The organism is Mycobacterium sp. IEC1808, assembly GCF_002101935.1.
In the GTDB taxonomy this organism is placed as follows: domain Bacteria; phylum Actinomycetota; class Actinomycetes; order Mycobacteriales; family Mycobacteriaceae; genus Mycobacterium.
This window is the reverse complement of the sequence record NZ_LQPV01000070.1, coordinates 134,183-151,153: the sequence shown is the minus strand read 5'-3', so window position 1 is coordinate 151,153 and position 16,971 is coordinate 134,183. Positions and strand designations below refer to the sequence as shown.

16 protein-coding genes and 1 pseudogene are annotated in these 16,971 nt (G+C 67.0%); 7 read left to right on the top strand and 10 right to left on the bottom strand.

The features are described from left to right. Positions 1-344, top strand: a pseudogene (locus AWB92_RS29930) (hypothetical protein); the annotation flags it as partial. A 116-nt stretch (positions 345-460) separates the two neighbouring features. Here the strand turns inward: AWB92_RS29930 and AWB92_RS28545 are convergent. Continuing rightward, positions 461-985, bottom strand: coding sequence for a gamma carbonic anhydrase family protein (locus AWB92_RS28545; RefSeq protein WP_085191672.1), 525 nt, complete (start codon positions 983-985; stop codon positions 461-463). Between the two features lie 117 nt (positions 986-1,102). Between AWB92_RS28545 and AWB92_RS28540 the strand changes: the two genes are divergently transcribed. Together AWB92_RS28540 and AWB92_RS28535 are read left to right on the top strand one after the other, a co-directional pair. Further along, a complete protein-coding gene (locus AWB92_RS28540; RefSeq protein WP_068105474.1) occupies positions 1,103-2,272 on the top strand; it encodes a Rieske 2Fe-2S domain-containing protein in 1,170 nt (389 codons plus the stop codon). A gap of 4 nt (positions 2,273-2,276) precedes the next feature. Then, on the top strand, positions 2,277-2,726 hold the full coding sequence (locus tag AWB92_RS28535) for a hypothetical protein (protein ID WP_085191670.1): 450 nt from the start codon (positions 2,277-2,279) through the stop codon (positions 2,724-2,726). Positions 2,727-2,903: 177 nt separating this feature from the next. Here the strand turns inward: AWB92_RS28535 and AWB92_RS28530 are convergent, their stop codons facing one another. From AWB92_RS28530 to AWB92_RS28495, 8 genes are all read right to left on the bottom strand, one after another. Further along, positions 2,904-4,049, bottom strand: a complete 1,146-nt coding sequence (locus AWB92_RS28530) for a sulfotransferase (protein ID WP_085191667.1) — start codon at positions 4,047-4,049, stop codon at positions 2,904-2,906. Then, on the bottom strand, positions 4,049-4,831 hold the full coding sequence (locus AWB92_RS28525) for an SDR family oxidoreductase (RefSeq protein ID WP_085191665.1): 783 nt from the start codon (positions 4,829-4,831) through the stop codon (positions 4,049-4,051). Before AWB92_RS28525 ends, AWB92_RS28530 begins: the two co-directional genes overlap by 1 nt. A gap of 2 nt (positions 4,832-4,833) precedes the next feature. Then, entirely contained in the window at positions 4,834-5,961 is a 1,128-nt protein-coding gene (locus tag AWB92_RS28520) for a hypothetical protein (protein ID WP_085191664.1), read from the bottom strand. Between the two features lie 87 nt (positions 5,962-6,048). Next, positions 6,049-6,339 (bottom strand): hypothetical protein, encoded by a 291-nt coding sequence (locus AWB92_RS28515; protein ID WP_085191662.1) that lies wholly within the window; start codon positions 6,337-6,339, stop codon positions 6,049-6,051. Between the two features lie 72 nt (positions 6,340-6,411). Further along, on the bottom strand, positions 6,412-7,638 hold the full coding sequence (locus AWB92_RS28510) for a PPE family protein (RefSeq protein ID WP_085191660.1): 1,227 nt from the start codon (positions 7,636-7,638) through the stop codon (positions 6,412-6,414). Positions 7,639-7,759: 121 nt separating this feature from the next. Next, the gene (gene dmpG, locus AWB92_RS28505; protein WP_085191658.1) at positions 7,760-8,818 is read right to left on the bottom strand and encodes a 4-hydroxy-2-oxovalerate aldolase; all 1,059 of its coding nucleotides are present in this window, start codon (positions 8,816-8,818) and stop codon (positions 7,760-7,762) included. Next, positions 8,815-9,747: an acetaldehyde dehydrogenase (acetylating) gene (locus AWB92_RS28500; protein ID WP_085191656.1), complete on the bottom strand. Its 933-nt coding sequence runs from the start codon at positions 9,745-9,747 to the stop codon at positions 8,815-8,817. The genes dmpG and AWB92_RS28500 overlap by 4 nt, the downstream gene beginning before the upstream one ends. A 42-nt stretch (positions 9,748-9,789) precedes the next feature. Continuing rightward, a complete protein-coding gene (locus tag AWB92_RS28495; protein ID WP_085191654.1) occupies positions 9,790-10,575 on the bottom strand; it encodes a 2-keto-4-pentenoate hydratase in 786 nt (261 codons plus the stop codon). A 72-nt stretch (positions 10,576-10,647) separates the two neighbouring features. On the opposite strand from AWB92_RS28495, the gene kstD reads away from it, so the two are divergent. The 4 genes from kstD (at position 10,648) to AWB92_RS28475 (ending at position 16,103) form a co-directional block, all read left to right on the top strand. Continuing rightward, positions 10,648-12,330, top strand: a complete 1,683-nt coding sequence (kstD, locus tag AWB92_RS28490; RefSeq protein ID WP_085191689.1) for a 3-oxosteroid 1-dehydrogenase — start codon at positions 10,648-10,650, stop codon at positions 12,328-12,330. A gap of 1 nt (position 12,331) precedes the next feature. Next, positions 12,332-13,192, top strand: a complete 861-nt coding sequence (locus AWB92_RS28485; protein WP_085191652.1) for a MaoC family dehydratase — start codon at positions 12,332-12,334, stop codon at positions 13,190-13,192. A gap of 55 nt (positions 13,193-13,247) precedes the next feature. Continuing rightward, positions 13,248-15,002 carry a patatin-like phospholipase family protein gene (locus tag AWB92_RS28480; RefSeq protein ID WP_085191650.1) on the top strand — a complete coding sequence of 585 codons (1,755 nt, stop codon included), beginning with the start codon at positions 13,248-13,250 and terminating at the stop codon, positions 15,000-15,002. 153 nt (positions 15,003-15,155) lie between these two features. After that, positions 15,156-16,103, top strand: a complete 948-nt coding sequence (locus tag AWB92_RS28475; protein ID WP_241523629.1) for an adenylate/guanylate cyclase domain-containing protein — start codon at positions 15,156-15,158, stop codon at positions 16,101-16,103. Positions 16,104-16,125: 22 nt separating this feature from the next. On the opposite strand, the gene AWB92_RS28470 is transcribed toward AWB92_RS28475, so the two are convergent. Further along, on the bottom strand, positions 16,126-16,971 hold the full coding sequence (locus AWB92_RS28470; RefSeq protein ID WP_085191648.1) for a DUF559 domain-containing protein: 846 nt from the start codon (positions 16,969-16,971) through the stop codon (positions 16,126-16,128).

Genomic DNA, 16,971 nt, shown 5'->3' with positions numbered 1-16,971 from the left:
GCGGAACGCTCGGGGGCATCGGCGGGGACGGCGGCGCCGGCGGCACGCTCAACGGCGACGGTGGCGCGGGCGGTGCCGGCGGACTCGGTGCATCCGGCGGGGCTGGTGGCAACGGAGGCAAGGCCGGGCTGATCGGATCTGGCGGCACTGGCGGCGCGGGCGGCGAGGCGATCGCCGCTGTGGGAGTGGGCGGTACCGGCGGCAACGGCGGCAACGCCCAGCTCGTCGGCAACGGTGGTAATGGCGGCAACGGCGGCAATTCGCCCGCCACCATCGGCAATGGCGGCACCGGTGGAGCCCGTGGGCTGTTGTTGGGTTTCCCCGGGGCGCCAGGCCTGACCTAATTGGCAAGGGCTGAGCGGCAATTCGAGAGGACACGGCGCGCAGCAGCAAGCACCCGAAAGTTCTCGACTGTGAAACCTGCTATGCCGCAAGCCGATAGACGTCACCCGGCTAAGCGCTAGATCGGCTCCAGCCCCGCGAGGTGGCGCTGTGCCAGATCGCGATAGGCCTGCGGGTTGATGTTGACCCACATCTCCGCGCCCGTCCCGGCGACCGGGCCCTTCACCTGCGCCGGCGCGCCGACCGCCAGCATCCCGGCCGGAATCTGGGTGCCCGCCAGCACCAGTGACCCGGCGGCGATCAGGCTGCGCGCGCCGATCACCGCGCCGTCCAGAACGGTGGCGTGGTTGGCGATCAGCGCCTCCTTCCCGACGTGCACGCCGTGGATGACGCACATGTGCGCCACCGTCGCGCCCGGTCCGATGTCCACCGGGATGCCGGGCGGGGCGTGCAACACCGACCCGTCCTGAACGTTGGCGCCTTCCCGCACCACGATCGGCCCGTAGTCGCCGCGCAGCACGGCGTTGAACCAGACCGACGCCCCCGCCTCGACGGTGACGTCACCGATCAGGGTCGCGGTCGGGGCCACGAACGCGGTCGGATCGACGCGCGGCGAGCGGCCCTCGAAAGCAAACAGCGGCATCGTCTAGATATACCTTGCGCCAATATGCCCGCGGTAACGCGGCCAGACCAGCGCTCATTGCGCCAGCGCGGCCCAAAACTGTAACGTGTTCTAATTAGAGAGCACTGGAGGTGACAGGTGAGTACCGACACCAAGGCGGTCGGCATCCGGGAAATTGATCCGGGCGCCTTGCCGACGAGATATGCCCGGGGCTGGCATTGCCTGGGCGTCGCGGAGGAGTTCCGCGACGGCAAGCCGCACTCCGTGCAGGCATTCGGCACCAAACTGGTGGTCTTCGCCGACTCGCACGGGGATTTGAAGGTGCTCGACGGCTACTGCCGGCACATGGGCGGCGACCTGTCCGAGGGCACCATCAAGGGCGACGAGGTCGCCTGCCCGTTCCACGACTGGCGCTGGGGCGGCGACGGCCGCTGCAAGCTGGTGCCTTACGCCAAGCGCACACCCAAGACCGCGCGCACGCGCTCCTGGACGACCGACGTGCGCGGCGGCCTGCTGTTCGTCTGGCACGACCACGAGGGCAATCCGCCGGACCCCGCGGTCAGGATCCCCGAGATCCCCGAGGCGCACAGCGACGAATGGACCGAATGGCGTTGGAACCGCATCCTCATCGAGGGATCCAACTGCCGCGACATCATCGACAACGTCACCGACATGGCGCACTTCTTCTACATCCATTTCGGGCTGCCGACGTATTTCAAGAACGTCTTCGAGGGCCACATCGCCTCGCAGTACCTGCACAACGTGGGCCGGCCCGACGTCGACGACCTGGGGACGTCTTACGGTGAGGCGCACCTGGATTCGGAGGCCTCCTACTTCGGGCCGTCATTCATGATCAACTGGCTGCACAACAGCTACGGCGGCTACAAGGCCGAGTCGATCCTGATCAACTGCCACTACCCGGTCACCCAGAACTCGTTCGTGTTGCAGTGGGGCGTCATCGTCGAAAAGCCCAAGGGCATGGACGAAAAGATGACCGACAAGCTCTCGCGGGTCTTCACCGAAGGGGTCAGCAAGGGCTTCCTGCAGGACGTCGAGATCTGGCAGCACAAGACCCGGATCGACAACCCCCTGCTGGTCGAGGAGGACGGCGCCGTCTATCAGCTGCGCCGCTGGTACCAGCAGTTCTACGTCGACGTCGCCGACATCACGCCAGAAATGGTGGAGCGCTTCGAGATTGAGATCGACACCACCCGCGCCATCGAACACTGGAACGTCGAGGTCGAGGAGAACCTGAAGGCACGGGAATCCGAATCCCAATCCGAAGGCGTACCCGCCGAGCAGCACTGAGACCATGCCCGACGACCAGCCGGCAGTACCCGACGTCGATCGGCTCGCCCGATCGATGCTGCTGCTGCACGGCGATCATCACGATCACGACGAACCGCCCGCGCCAAACGGCGGGACGGGACCCTGGTCGAAATCAAGGGATTTCGCCGACGACCCGCAACGCGCCGCCGCGGTCGCCGAAGCCAGCCGCGCGGATCGTGAGCGTTACCTGACGTCAGGCCTGCTGCCGGTGGACTGCCGGTTCTGCCACGTCACGGTCACGGTCAAGAGGCTCGGCCCGGGTCACACCGCGGTGCAGTGGAACACCCAGGCGGCGCAGCGTTGCGCGTACTTCACCGAGATTCGCGAATCCGGTGGCGACACCGCGCGTGCGCGTGCCTGCCCGAAGCTCAGCGACAGCATCGAGCATGCCGCCGCCGAGGGCTACCTCGACCACCCCGAGGATCCGGACTAACCACCCCGGGCAGTCACATTCGCCACATGGGCCCCTGTCTGGGCGGGCACTCGTTGTGCCCGCCTCATAGCGACAACGTCACCGGCTAACCGATTGTCGCTGTGAGGCGGGCGCATTGGATGCCGCCCGGCGCAGAGGCTGGTGTGGCGGCCATGACCGACATGAGCAACTCGCGGGCTACAGTCCGGCGAACCGCTCCTTGACCTCTTCGACGGTCAGCCCGTAGTCGGCGAGCGAATACGTGTGTTTGGGCGCCCGCTCGCCGGATTGGCTTGCAGCGTGGCTCTTTTCCATGGCGGCCCGCGCCTCGTCAGTCAGCGTCAGGCCGAAGTGCCGGTAGATGTCGGCCACAGTGCCCAACGGGTCGGCGATCAGGTCGCGGTAGTGGACGTCGTAGAACTGAGCCGGATCGTATTTGGCGCGGGCGGTGTTAAAACATTCCAGCCCACGCGACCAGGTTTCCATTGCGTCGGCACCGATCCGGGGTCCGACGAAGGTCTCCGACCAGCCCTCCGCTGTGTGCTGGGCCAGCGAGCACATCGAGGCCATGATCGTCTCCACGGGCCGGTGGGTCTGGATCACCAGCGCGTCGGGATAGGTCGCCATCAAGGCGTCCAGCGCGAAGAGGTGGCTGGGGTTCTTCAGCACCCAGCGCTTGTCGGCGTCGTTGAGCCCGATCAGCTGAAGGTTCTTGCGGTGCCGGCGATACGACGGCGTCCAGTCCTGCTGCGACAACCACTTTGAGTAGCTGGGCAGATGAGACAGGGTTTCGTAGGACACCGAATGCAGCGACTGCCGCAGCAGCTGCCAGCACTCCTCCAGCTCGTACGCGGCCATAAAGTGCAGGCCGGTGTAGCCGGGATTTTCCTGGTGGTGCCGGGTGAATTGGGCGTCGAGCTGGCGATAGAACGGGTTCGAGTCCCATTCTTCGCGGGGCGGGCGCGGCTGCGGGAACTCCGCGAGCCACATGTGCAGGCCCTGATGCGCGGGGTCGGCGCCGAGCAACCGGTGCAGCGCCGTGGTGCCGGTGCGCACCAGCCCGGTCACGAAGATCGGCCGTTCGATCACCACCTCGGCGTGCTCGGGATACTGCTTCCAGGAGGCTTCGGAGAGCAGCCGGGCCACCAGCGCGCCGCGCAGGAAGAACCGATTCATCTTGCTGCCCAACACCGTTAGGTCCGCTTCGCGCCGGTAGGAGTCGAGCAGCACCTCCAGCGCCTCACGGTAGTTGTCGTCGTCGGCCCCGAAGTCGTCGAGGCCGACCAGCTTCGAGGCCGATGCGTGCAGCTCGTCGACCGTGGCTACATCTGTACGGTCAGGCATCAGGTGTGGTACTCCCCGCAGTTGACGTCCAGGGTCTGCCCGGTGATGCCGCTGGACAGGTCGCTGGCCAGGAAAAGAATCGCCGAAGCCACCTCGTCCTCGGTGGGCAGGCGCTTGAGGTCGGAATTCGCCGCGGTGGCCTGGTAGATCTGGTCCACCGTAGTGCCGTACTTGCCGGCTTGATGCTCGAAGTAGCTCTGCAACGTGTCGCCCCAGATATAGCCAGGGGCAACGGAATTGACGCGAATCCCCTTCTCCCCCAGCTCGGTGGCCAGCGACTGCGACATGGCCAGCAGGGCGGACTTGGCCATCTTGTAGGCGCCGTACTTCGCCTGGGAGTGCCGCAGCACCATGGAGTTGACATTCACGACGGATCCCGACGACGCCTCAAGGGCGGGCGTAAAGCCCTGGATGAGGCGTAGCGCCCCCAGGGCGCTCAGCTCGATCGCGTCACGGATGTGCTGAAACGACGTGCCGGCCAACGGTTTCATCGACGGCACCCGGAACGCGTTGTTGATCAGCACGTCCACCTTGCCGTAGGTGCCCATGGTGGTCTCGACGAGGTAGGCCACCTCCTCGTCGTCGGTGATGTCGGCGCGCACCGCCAACGCCTTGTGCCCGGTGTCGTTGATCTGCTTGGCGACGGCCTCCAGCCGGTCGAGGGAGCGCGCCGCCAGCACCAGGTCGGCACCGTCACGCGAACACCGGTGCGCCAGCGTGGTACCAAGCCCCGGCCCGACGCCGCTGATGGCGACGACCTTCCCCTCGAGCATTCCTGACATCGTCACCCCAGCATCCTTGTCGCGATTTGCTGTTGGCGCAACGTGATTCGCTCGCGCCACTGGTCCTCGGAGATCTTGTTGTGCTCAAAATACGGCAACGCGGCGGGTACGGCGTCGAAGTCGACCAGCTCGACGGTGGGACCGTCGGCGTCGGTCAGCTCACGCGACACTCGTTGCCAGCGGAACTGCAAGAAGCCGCGCCGATGCCCAAGCGTTTCCACCCAGTTGGTCACGCCCGGGTTCTGGTCGGCGACGACGATGCGGACCTTGCCGTCCGGATCCGCTTGCGCCTGAGTGTTGTTGAGCGAGGTCTGGTGGTTGATGTAGTCCAGCGAGATGTACCACATGCTGCCCAGCTGGAAGCCGAGGTAGGGGGCGTCCGAGACCGGGATCGTGATCACCAGCGCCTGGTCGGGGTTCAGGTCGAAATGCCCGACCGACGAGTACTGCGTCGCCAGCCCCCCGGGGGTCAGCCTAGGCGGGACCATGGTGTTGACCGGGATGTCCAGGTAGAACCACTTCGGAAACTCCAACCAGGTCTTCACCCTGTTGACGAGTTGCTTGCCCGCTGTGGCATAACGCTTTTCGATCGTCTGGCGGGTCAGTGGTGGCGGGGCGGTGCCCGCGGTGTCCAGCCGGGAAATGGTGAGCGTGCCGCGCTGAGCCGACCAGTCCCCGTATACCTCGCGAATCACCAACTGCCCGGGGCTGTTTGGGCGCACTCGCCATTCGAAGCTGCCATCCGCGGCGATGTCGAGCTCGCGGTCGTCGAAGGCGGCCTGGCTGGCGGGCACGTTGTCGTCGGTGTACTCACCACCGAGCAGCTGAAAACTGAGGTCGGTGGTGGTCCCGCGCCTGCCGGTCACGACGTAGTCGTGGTTGGCCTGCACCCGGGTGCCGAAGTAGAGGGTGTCGGGGTTATCGAGGCCCATCTTCGTGAACGGCCCGGTGCCCGACTGCAGGAACGGATGGTCGCGCTCGTAATCGAAGGCGAGATGCGTACACCCCGCGATGCAGCCGGCCAAGTACTGCAGCCCTTCCAGCAGGTCGGCTTCGGTCTCGATGAACGGCGCGGCAGCCACCAGCTGCTCGGCCTCGGCGATCGCATTGGTGAGGGGATCAGAGAACACGCCTAAACCTAGAACGTGTTCTACTTTTTAGTCAATGGCGAACGTTCCCGCGCGTCGCCGACGGCGTTTCGAGACGACACCCGCTCGCTAGGGCACGCACTGTTGGGACAGGTCGATCAGATGCTGCCGCACATCGGGGTGCCGATTCAGGTAGTCGATGACGTTGCCGCCGCTACCCTCGGCCTGGGACCTGGCCTGCAGCTGCTGCTTCACGTCCGGATGCCGGGTCAGGTACGAGTCGATGGATTGACCCACGGTCTGATCGCATTGGGGATCGGCGCCAGCCAGCGGCGACACGAGCACAGGGGCGCTCAGCAGACCGGCGGCAACCAGGCCACACAGTCCGCGCCGAACGGGGCTGAGAGTTTTCACGGTCATCGGATCACTCCTTTGCCAGAGACATCGCGATCAACACTACCCGCGGCGACGGCTACCGATCCGGGCCGAAGGTTAGTTGGCCCGCGCTTCGGCTTCCGGTACATCGTCGAGCGCCAACGCCACTCGCTCGCGCTCCCCCGCCTCCGATGTCTCCCGTGCTCCCGCGGCCTTGGGTTCGACCGCCGAGATCTCCGCGGCCGGCCCGGCCGCGGCCTGTGTCGTCCCGAGAGGTGTTGCAGCCACCGGAATCGCTTCCTCGACTTCCGGGGCCACCGCTTCCTCGACTGGCGGCCCAGCGGGCGCGGTTTCCTCCGCCACCTTGGCCGGCGGAACCTGCTGCGCCGACGGCGTGGTCGACGAACCCGACGCCCCCATCGCGGCGGACGCCATCATCATCGCGCCCATACCACCGGCCCCGAGCATCCCCATGCCGGGGGCAGAGCCGCCACCACCGCCACTGACGGCAGCGGCGTTCGCCGCGGCCGGATCTCCGGTTCCGATGTAGCTGCCGCCGGTGGCTGCGGCGCCGGCGTTGGGATCGGCGGTGCCGACACCACTCGCGTAACCGCTGTCCGCACCCCCGGCAGCGACCGCGCTACCGGCCGTATCGCCTCCACCGCCGCCGCCAGCGGCGCCACCCGCGGCCACACCGCCCGCGCCGCCGCCCCCGCCACCCGAGCTGGCCGCGGCTGCTCCGCCCGTGCCGGCGGCGGCGGTACTGCCCGCCGGGCTCGAGCCGCCGGCGCCGATGCCGCCCAGCCCGGGCAGGCTCGGAATCGGGGGCAGACTCGCCTGCCCCGAGAGCAATTGCCCGGCCGCCGCCGAGGCGCCGCCGTGGTAGCCCACCATCGCCGTCACGTCCTGGGCCCACATCTCCATGTAGTTGAACTCGGTCTCCGCGATCGCCGGCCAGTTCTGGCCGAACAGGTTGCTCATCACCAACTGGACCAGGCCGTTGCGGTTGGCCTCCACCTGCAAGGGATGCACCGTCGCGGCAAGCGCGGACTCGAACGCGCTGACGACCGCCTGGGCCTGGGCCGCGGCCCCGGCCGCCTGCGCGGCCGCCGCATTCAACCACCCGGCGTATGGCGCCGCCGCCGCCGCCATCGCCTGCGCGGCCGCACCCTGCCACGCCTGGCCGGCCAACGTCGACGTCACCGATGCAAACGACTGCGCGGCAGACGACAACTCAGACGCCAGCCCGTTCCAGGCCGCCGCCGCCTCCAGCATCGGAGCCGAACCCGCACCGGCGTACATCAGCAGCGAGTTGATCTCCGGCGGCAACGTGAAAAAACTCATCCAAACCCCTCACGCATGCAGTCGACAGAACAACGCTAGGCCAAGGCCGACGGAGGATCGGTGCCTTCCGCCGTTTTCAAAGAATTCTAAGTCGAATCAATACAGTCGGCGTCGAGACGTCCTAATGCGTGACGACCGCGCCACTCTGTTGTTCGCGCTTGATCTCCAGGGCGATGTCGATCAGCTGGTCCTCCTGGCCGCCGATGAGCTTGCGCTGACCGGCCCGGTGCAACAGCGCGTGCGCGGGCACCCCGTAGCGCTCCGCCTGGCGCACGGCGTGCTTGAGGAAGCTCGAGTAGACACCCGAGTACCCTATGATCAGGGCGTTGCGGTCGAGCACGCATTCGGCCGGCATGGCTGGACGCACGACGTCCTCGGCGGCGTCGGCGATGTCGAAGAAGTCGATGCCGGTCTTCACGCCGATTTTGTCGAACACCCCGATCAGGGCCTCGACCGGCGCGTTGCCCGCACCGGCCCCGAACCGGCGGCAGGAGCCGTCGATCTGCTTGGCGCCGGCCCGGACGGCCTCCACGGAGTTGGCCACCCCCAGTCCCAGGTTTTCGTGGCCATGGAAGCCGACCTGGGCGTCGTCGCCGAGTTCGGCGACCAGCGCCGCGACCCGGTCGCGCACTCCTTCGAGGACCAGCGCCCCGGCCGAGTCGACCACGTAGACGCACTGACATCCGGCGTCGGCCATGATGCGGGCCTGGGCCGCCAGCTTCTCCGGCGGGATGGTGTGGGCCATCATCAGAAAGCCGACGGTTTCCAGCCCCAGCTCCCGGGCCAGCCCGAAGTGCTGGATCGAGACGTCGGCCTCGGTGCAGTGCGTGGCAATGCGGCAGATCGAGCCGCCGTTGTCCTGCGCTTCCTTGATGTCCTCTTTGGTGCCCACGCCGGGCAGCATCAGGAACGCGATCTTGGCCTCTTTGGCGGTCTCGGCCGCGAGCTTGATCAGCTCCTGCTCGGGTGTCTTGGAGAACCCGTAGTTGAAGCTCGAGCCACCCAGCCCGTCCCCGTGGGTCACCTCGATCACGGGCACGCCCGCGGCGTCCAGGGCGGCCACGATCGCGCCGACCTCGTCCTTGGTGAACTGGTGGCGCTTGTGGTGGGACCCGTCCCGCAGCGACGTATCCGTCATCCGCACGTCCCAGATCGGGTTGAAGAAAATATCGGTAGTCATGCCTGCGCTCCTCCCGCCGATGCGGTCAAGGATTCCTTTGCGATCTCCTCGCCGACCTTGGTCGCCGCCGCGGTCATGATGTCGAGGTTGCCCGCGTACGGCGGCAGGTAATCCCCGGCGCCCTCGACCTCGACGAACGTGGTGACCAGCGCCTGACCGCCGGAGTTGAGCGACGGGTCGTCGAACTGCGGCTCGTTGAGCAGCCGGTATCCGGGCACGTAAGTCTGCACCTCGGCGACGACGTCGTGAATTGACTTGGCGATGGCGTCGCGATCGGCATCCTCGGGGATAGCGCAGAAGATGGTGTCGCGCATGATCATCGGCGGGTCGGCGGGGTTCAGGATGATGATGGCCTTGCCGCGCTTGGCGCCGCCGATGGTCTCGACGCCCTTGCTGGTGGTCTTGGTGAACTCGTCGATGTTGGCGCGGGTGCCCGGTCCCGCGGAGACCGAGGCCACCGACGCCACGATTTCCGCGTAGGGAACCCCCCCTTTTTCGACCAACGCGCGACTGACGGCGTAGACGATCGGGATGGTGGCCTGCCCGCCACAGGTGATCATGTTGACGTTGGGCGCGTCCAGATGCTCACGCAGGTTCGCCGGCGGGATCACCGCCGGGCCCACCGCGGCCGGGGTCAGGTCGATGGCCCGGATGCCGGCGGCCGCGTATTTCGGCGCCGCGTCACGGTGCACGTAGGCGCTGGTCGCCTCGAACACCAGGTCGGGTTTCTCCGGCTGCGCCAGCAACCAGTCGACCCCCTCGTGGGTCGTCTCCAAGCCGAGTTTGCGGGCCCTCGCCAAGCCTTCGCTTTCCGGGTCGATGCCCACCATCCAGCGGGGTTCCAGCCAGTCCGACCGGAGAAGCTTGTAGAGCAGGTCGGTGCTGATGTTTCCCGACCCGACAATGGCAACACTCGCCTTGGACGGCATGATGCTCCTCGTTTTCTGGACTAATTCAAAGCTATTCCGGCGCTATTCAAAGGACAACCGCACGGAACCCAATCCCGTGAAGTCGGCGACGAATTCATCTCCCGCGCGTGCATCTATCGCTCGCGTGCACGATCCCGGTAACACGATGTCACCCTTTCGCAGCCGCACCCCGAAGCTTTCCACCTTGCGGGACAACCATGCGACCGCGGTGACAGGGTTGCCCAGCACGGCGTCGCTGCGGCCCTCGGCGATCACCTCGCCGTTGCGGGTCAGCACCGCGTCGATCGCCTTGACGTCGATGTCGGCCGGCGACACCCTCGCCTCCCCCAGCACGAAACCCGCCGACGAGGCGTTGTCGGCGATGGTGTCGCACAGCGCGATCTTCCAGTCGGTGATGCGGGTGTCGATCAGCTCGATCGACGGGACCAGGGCCTCGGTGGCCGCCAGCACGTCGTCCTCGGTGCAGCCGGCGCCCGGCAGGTCGTCGGACAGGATGAAACCCACCTCGACCTCGACCCGCGGGTACAGGTAGCGGCCCGCCTTGACCGGGACGTCCTCGAAGACCTGCATCTCGTCGAGCAGGTGGCCGTAGTCCGGCTCGTCCACGCCCATCATCTGCTGCATGGCCTTGCTGGACAGCCCGACTTTGTGGCCCAGCACCCGGGCGCCCTCGGCCACGCGCTGGCGGATGTTGATCAGCTGAATCTCGTAGGCGTCGACGACGTCGATGTCCGGGTATGCCGCGGTCAACGGGGCGATGGGCTCGCGGCTGCGCTCGGCTTGCGCCAGGTCGGCAGCCAGCTCGTCGCGGATCGCAACACTGAGCATTTACCGAAGTCCCCTCGTTCTCGTGACCGGGCCGGTAGCGCCCAACCCGGGCAATTCTATAACGTGTTCTACATGACATCGCAGGAGTACGACGTCGTCGTGGTCGGGAGCGGCGGAGCCGGCATGGTGGCCGCCCTTACCGCCGCGCACCGAGGCCTTTCGACAGTAGTCATCGAGAAGGCCCCGCATTTCGGCGGCTCCACCGCGCGGTCCGGGGGCGGAGTGTGGATTCCGAACAACGAGGTGCTCAAGCGCGACGGGGTGAAGGACACGCCCGAGGCGGCCCGGACCTACCTGCACGGGATCATCGGCGACATCGTGGAGCCGGAGCGCATCGACACCTACCTCGAACGCGGTCCGGAGATGCTGTCCTTCGTGCTGAAGCACACGCCACTGAAGATGTGCTGGGTGCCCCGCTATTCCGACTACTACCCCGAGGCGCCCGGTGGCCGTGCCGGCGGGCGCTCGATCGAACCCAAGCCGTTCAACGCCCGCAAGCTCGGCGCCGACGAGGCGGGGCTGGAGCCCGCGTACGGCAAGGTGCCGCTCAACGTCGTTGTGATGCAACAGGACTACGTGCGGCTCAACCAGCTCAAGCGGCATCCGCGGGGCGTGGCGCGCAGCTTGAAGGTGGGCGCGCGCACGATGTGGGCCAAGGCGACCGGCAAGAACCTGGTCGGCATGGGCCGGGCGCTGATCGGGCCGCTGCGCATCGGGTTGCAGCGCGCCGGTGTTCCGGTGCTGCTCAATACTGCGCTCACCGATCTCTACGTCGAGGACGGGGTGGTGCGCGGGGTGTACGTTCGCGATACCACAACATCGGATTCCGTTGATCCCCAACTGATTCGGGCCCGGCGCGGCGTGATCTTGGCCAGCGGCGGGTTTGAGCACAACGAACAGATGCGGGTGAAATACCAACGCGCCCCCATCACCACCGAATGGACCGTCGGGGCCAAGGCCAACACCGGCGACGGCATTCTCGCGGGCGAAAAGCTGGGCGCCGCATTGGATCTGATGGAGGACGCCTGGTGGGGCCCGACGGTGCCGCTGGTGGGCGCGCCGTGGTTCGCGTTGTCCGAGCGCAACTCGCCCGGGTCGATCATCGTCAACATGTCCGGCAAGCGATTCATGAACGAATCGATGCCGTACGTCGAGGCATGCCATCACATGTACGGCGGCGAATTCGGCCAGGGTCCCGGACCCGGCGAGAACATCCCGGCGTGGCTGGTGTTCGACCAGCAGTACCGCGACCGCTACATCTTCGCGGGACTGCAACCGGGCCAACGCATCCCGCGCAAGTGGCTGGATTCGGGAGTGATCATCCAGGCCGACACCCTCGAGCAGCTGGCCGAGAAGGCCGGTCTGCCGGTGTCCGACTTCACCGCCACCGTCGAGCGGTTCAACGGTTTCGCGCGCTCCGGCGTCGACGAGGACTACCACCGCGGGGAGAGCGCCTACGACCGCTACTACGGTGATCCCACCAACAAGCCGAACGCCAACCTCGGTGAGATCAGCCACGCGCCTTTCTACGCCGCCAAGATGGTGCCCGGGGACCTGGGCACCAAGGGCGGCATCCGCACCGACGTGCACGGCCGGGCGCTGCGCGACGACGGCAGCGTGATCGAAGGCCTTTACGCCGCAGGCAATGTGAGCGCGCCGGTGATGGGCCACACCTATCCCGGCCCGGGCGGCACCATCGGGCCGGCGATGACCTTTGGCTACCTCGCCGCGCTGCACATCGCGGGGACTAACTGAAATGCCGATCGATGTCGACGTCGCGCTGAACGCCGAGCTGGATCCCATCGAATTCTCTTGGGCCAGCAGCGATATCCAGCTCTATCACCTGGGCTTGGGCGCCGGCTCGGACCCGATGGATCCGCGCGAGCTGCGCTATCTGGTGGACGACACCCCGCAGGTGCTGCCGACGTTCGGCAACGTCGCCGCCACCTTTCATATGACCAAGCCGCCGACGGTGCAGTTCCCCGGCATCGACATCGAGCTGGCCAAGGTGTTGCACGCCAGCGAGCGGGTCGAGGTGCCCGGGCCGCTGCCGCCGTCGGGCTCGGCCAAGGCCGTCACCCGGTTCACCGATATCTGGGACAAGGGCAAGGCCGCGGTGATCTGGAGCGAGACGACGGTCAGCGCCCCGGACGGCACGCTGCTGTGGACGCAGCGGCGCTCGATCTTCGCCCGCGGCGAGGGCGGCTTCGGCGGCGAGCGCGGGCCGTCATCGTCCGACGCCGCGCCGGACCGGGCCCCCGACCTGGAGGTCGACGTGCCGATCCTGCCGCAGCAGGCGTTGCTGTACCGGCTGTGCGGCGACCGCAACCCGCTGCACTCCGATCCCGAATTCGCAGCTGCCGCAGGGTTTCCCAGGCCGATCCTGCACGGCCTATGCACCTACGGCATGACCTGCAAGGCGATCACCGATGCGCTGCTCGACGGCGACGCCGGGGCGGTGGCGGCCTACGGCGCGCGGTTCGCCGGCGTGGCCTACCCCGGGGAAACCCTCAAGGTGGGCATCTGGAAGGAGAACGGCCGTTACGCGGCCACCGTCGTCGCGCCGTCGCGCGACAACGCCGTCGTGCTGAGCGGCGTCGAGCTGGTCCCCGCGTAGCGCCCTCACGTCGTGCGGACTACCGCTAACCGGCGCAATATGCTTTCGTCCTTGCATGGTCGCTGAGGGGCAGTCGCCCGAACCGCGTGCGGCCGACGAGCGAACCGCACTGCGGAGCATTCCGATATTCGCCGAGATCGACGGTGAACAACTCGACCTGCTCACGAAGACCGTAGGTCGCCAGCACGTCGCCGCCAACGAGTGGCTCTTTCACTTGGGCGACCCCTCGGACGCCATCTACGTAATCGCCTCGGGGCGATTCGCGGCCATCGGCCTCGACGGACAGGTGCTTCGTGAGATGGCGTCCGGCGACTCGATCGGAGACCTGGGCGTGATCACCGGCGCCGCTCGCTCGGCCGGAGTACGAGCCCTTCGGGACGGCGTCGTCTGGAGGATCGCCGCTGACACATTCAGCGAGGTGCTCGCTAAGGCGCCGCAACTGCAGTCGGCGATGTTCCGGGCGATGGCGGTGATGCTGCGCGAGTCACGAGCCGCCACCGTCTCTCGCGGTCGCCGGGTCGTCGGCGTGGTGTCGACCGGGGATGCGGTCGCGATGCCGATCGTCGACGCGATCGCGGCTCGCTTGAGATCGCACGGACAAGCCGCCGTCGTCGCTCCGCCCGTCGAAACAACGGCCGCAGCCAATCATTACGGCGAGCTCGTCGACGCGTTCAGCGAGGGCCTCGACCGCGCCGAGCGAAGCAACGATTGGGTCCTGCTGGTGGCCGACCGGGGCTCGGGCGACAGCTGGCGACGGTATGTCACCGCGCAAAGTGACCGGGTCGTGGTCCTTGCCGATCAGGCCCGCCCGCCGGAATCGCTCGAAGCACCCATCACGCAGGGGCCGGTCCACCTGGTCACGTGCGGCGTCGTGGCGGACCCAACGTGGTGGGATCTGCTGGAGCCGGTCTCGCATCACCCCGCCGACGACGACGGCATCGGGGCGCTGGCCCGCAGAATCGCCGGGCGCTCCCTCGGGCTCGTGCTCGGCGGTGGGGGCGCTCGGGGCCTCGCGCATTACGGCGTCTACGAAGAGCTCACCCGGGCGGGCGTCGTCATCGACCGGTTCGGCGGAACCAGTTCTGGTGCCCTCGCTGCCGCCACCTTCGCGCTCGGGCTGAACGCGCGGGATTGCACCGCGGCGGCACGGAAATACGTTGCGGAGACCAGGCCGGTCAGCGACTACACGATCCCCGCGATAGCCCTCACGCGAGGTCGCCGTGTCGACCGTCTGATAGAGGGATTCTTCGGTGGCGGCACCCTGATCGAGCAGCTGCCGAGAGAGTTCTTCTCCGTCTCCACCGACATAATCACGGGCGACCAGATCATCCATCGGCGCGGGCTGCTGTGGGTCGCCGTGCGCGCATCGATCTCGATACCCGGCCTCCTGCCGCCGGTGCAACATCACGAGCGGCTCCTCGTCGACGGCGGACTGATGAACATCCTGCCGGCCGACGTTATGTGCGCCGACCCGGACGGCGAAGTGATATGCGTCGATCTGCGCACAACGTGGGTGCCGTCGAAGGGCTTTGGCCCGCTGCCGGCGAAGCTTCAGCCTCCCGCGTTCGTCCGGCGGCTCGTGACGGGCACGGACGTGGCCCTGCCACCACTGCAAGACACGTTGCTTCGCAGCGTCGAACTTGCGGCCCCCAAGTGGAACCTGCGCGAGCTCCCCCGAGTCACGGCGATCATCGAGCCGGACGTCTCGGCGATCGGTCCATTGGACTTCAAAAACATCGACGCCGCCCTCGATGCCGGGCGGAAAGCGGCCCGGGCGGCTCTCGAAGCGCAACCGGCTCTCGTTCGCTGAGCGTCGGATACGATTACCCCTGCAGCTAACAGCTCAGCATCTTCAGATGGCAGACGCTTAGTGTGTGCACAGGGTGGTCAGGGCGGGCGGGGCAGACAACGACGGGTCTCGCTCGCACACCCGGCCGTTCGAGTGCGGCGAGGTCGCTAGGCCATGCGCTCCGATTGGTTGGACAAGCCGCAGGCCAATCTGGTCATGCACTTGAACGGCGGCGAGAAAATCGTGCCGATCTTCGATCAACTATTCGTCGGCCGTCAGTGCGCGGGCATCGACGAAGCGCGCCGACTGGTTATCCCGGACCCGAACATCTCCCGTAACCACCTCGAGATCCGTTTGGACGTCGTAACCGACCGGGCTTACCTCATCGACACCAGCACCAACGGAACGTTGCTCAACGGCATGCCGCTGGAGCGCGCCGTGCAGGTCCCCATCAAGCCCGACGACCAGATCTCGATAGGCGACGTGGTGCTGATCTTCCGGTCGGACCGGTTCAAAACCGCGGGGTTGACCAACACCAGCCCGACCCTGACCCGGATCGCCGAGGAGACCATGGTCATGGTGGTCGGCGATATCACCAACTACTCGACGATCTCTGAGGTCACCGACAACCGGGTGATCGCCCAGAGCCTGAACTATCTGTGGCACGACCTAAACCAGGTGCTGCGTGCCCACCGCGGCACACTCAACCATTACGCGGGCGATGCGCTGTATGCCGTCTGGGAGCTGCGGACGATTCCAAAGGCCAATGAGCTCGCGATCGACTTCGCGCTCGCCGCGAACCGGAGGGTCGAGGAGCTCGGGCCGACACTCCCGCTGCGTAGCCCGGACGGCTCGCCGATCCGCATGGGCTGGGGGGTGGTGCAGGGCCGGGCCGCGATCGCCGCAATGACGAGAACGGTCACGGCCGTGATTGGCGACGCGACCAACGTGGCGTTCCGGCTGGCCGGCATCGCCGGGCGGGCCGGGCGCCCGGCCGTGATGGTCAGCACCAGCGTTCACGCCGCCGCCGCGGCGCAATACGTTTGGGGCGTCTCCGAGCAGGTGGAGATCAAGGGCCGGCGCGGAATGGAGACCGTCTTCCCGGTTGTCGCACGCACGTAGTGGCTTACAGCCGACTGTGCGGCTAGCCGCATGTTCGGCGAGCCCATGCGGCCCGGACGCGGCCAATGATGTCGGCCGGCCGGTCGCCGGACACTACCCGGATGACGATCCACCCGACTCGCTCGAGCCTTTCCAATCGCCGGATGTCCCAGGTGTATTGGCGGCGATCGTTGCGGTGTTGCTCGCCGTCGTACTCCACGGCGACTTTGACCTCGCCCCATCCCATATCCAAATATGCGAAGACCCTGCCGAACTCATCGAGCACCGGGATTTGTGTCTGGGGCCTCGGCAGGCCGGCCTCGATCAGCACGAGGCGAAGCCATGATTCTTTGGGCGACTGCGCCCCGGGATCAAACAGGTCCGCGGCTCGGCGTGCTCGCGCAATGCCTCTGCGTCCGACGTATCGCCGTGCCAGCAGCTCCACGTCAGCCGCTTTGATTTCCGTTGCCGCCGCGAGAGCGTCGATCCCTGCCACTGCGGTCATGGTCGGGTACCAACAGCCGAGGTCCAGCGCCGTCCTCGGCGGCGACGTAACCCCCAGACCGCCGATGATTTCGATTTCATCCGCCGCGACGGCGTCTCGGTGCAGCTGTATGCCCGCCGAGCGATGGTGGTTGTCGTGGATTAGTTCCACGACTCTGCTGTCATCGACCCAGTTGCTTCCGTGCAGCGCGGCAGCGGAGAACCCCGCGACGACGCCGCGACGGCCCGTCCACAACCACCCGGCCTTCGCGCGCACCGCGGCGGTGAGCTCGGCATCGCGATCGATGTATACCCCTCGAAAAACGCGGTGGTAGCGCGTGTCCAATTGACTCTTGGTCACCAGTCCACACGCGATGGCTTCGCTTCCTAGAAATGGCTCACCCAT

What these genes read in the sequence shown, in the direction of transcription:
- AWB92_RS28545 (WP_085191672.1), bottom strand. Translation starts at nt 985, where the DNA reads ATGCCGCTGTTTGCTTTCGAGGGCCGCTCGCCGCGCGTCGATCCGACC.
- AWB92_RS28535 (WP_085191670.1), top strand. Translation starts at nt 2,277, where the DNA reads ATGCCCGACGACCAGCCGGCAGTACCCGACGTCGATCGGCTCGCCCGA.
- AWB92_RS28530 (WP_085191667.1), bottom strand. Translation starts at nt 4,049, where the DNA reads ATGCCTGACCGTACAGATGTAGCCACGGTCGACGAGCTGCACGCATCG.
- AWB92_RS28525 (WP_085191665.1), bottom strand. Translation starts at nt 4,831, where the DNA reads ATGTCAGGAATGCTCGAGGGGAAGGTCGTCGCCATCAGCGGCGTCGGG.
- AWB92_RS28515 (WP_085191662.1), bottom strand. Translation starts at nt 6,339, where the DNA reads ATGACCGTGAAAACTCTCAGCCCCGTTCGGCGCGGACTGTGTGGCCTG.
- AWB92_RS28510 (WP_085191660.1), bottom strand. Translation starts at nt 7,638, where the DNA reads ATGAGTTTTTTCACGTTGCCGCCGGAGATCAACTCGCTGCTGATGTAC.
- dmpG (WP_085191658.1), bottom strand. Translation starts at nt 8,818, where the DNA reads ATGACTACCGATATTTTCTTCAACCCGATCTGGGACGTGCGGATGACG.
- AWB92_RS28500 (WP_085191656.1), bottom strand. Translation starts at nt 9,747, where the DNA reads ATGCCGTCCAAGGCGAGTGTTGCCATTGTCGGGTCGGGAAACATCAGC.
- AWB92_RS28495 (WP_085191654.1), bottom strand. Translation starts at nt 10,575, where the DNA reads ATGCTCAGTGTTGCGATCCGCGACGAGCTGGCTGCCGACCTGGCGCAA.
- kstD (WP_085191689.1), top strand. Translation starts at nt 10,648, where the DNA reads ATGACATCGCAGGAGTACGACGTCGTCGTGGTCGGGAGCGGCGGAGCC.
- AWB92_RS28485 (WP_085191652.1), top strand. Translation starts at nt 12,332, where the DNA reads ATGCCGATCGATGTCGACGTCGCGCTGAACGCCGAGCTGGATCCCATC.
- AWB92_RS28480 (WP_085191650.1), top strand. Translation starts at nt 13,248, where the DNA reads ATGGTCGCTGAGGGGCAGTCGCCCGAACCGCGTGCGGCCGACGAGCGA.
- AWB92_RS28475 (WP_241523629.1), top strand. Translation starts at nt 15,156, where the DNA reads ATGCGCTCCGATTGGTTGGACAAGCCGCAGGCCAATCTGGTCATGCAC.
- AWB92_RS28470 (WP_085191648.1), bottom strand. Translation starts at nt 16,971, where the DNA reads ATGGGTGAGCCATTTCTAGGAAGCGAAGCCATCGCGTGTGGACTGGTG.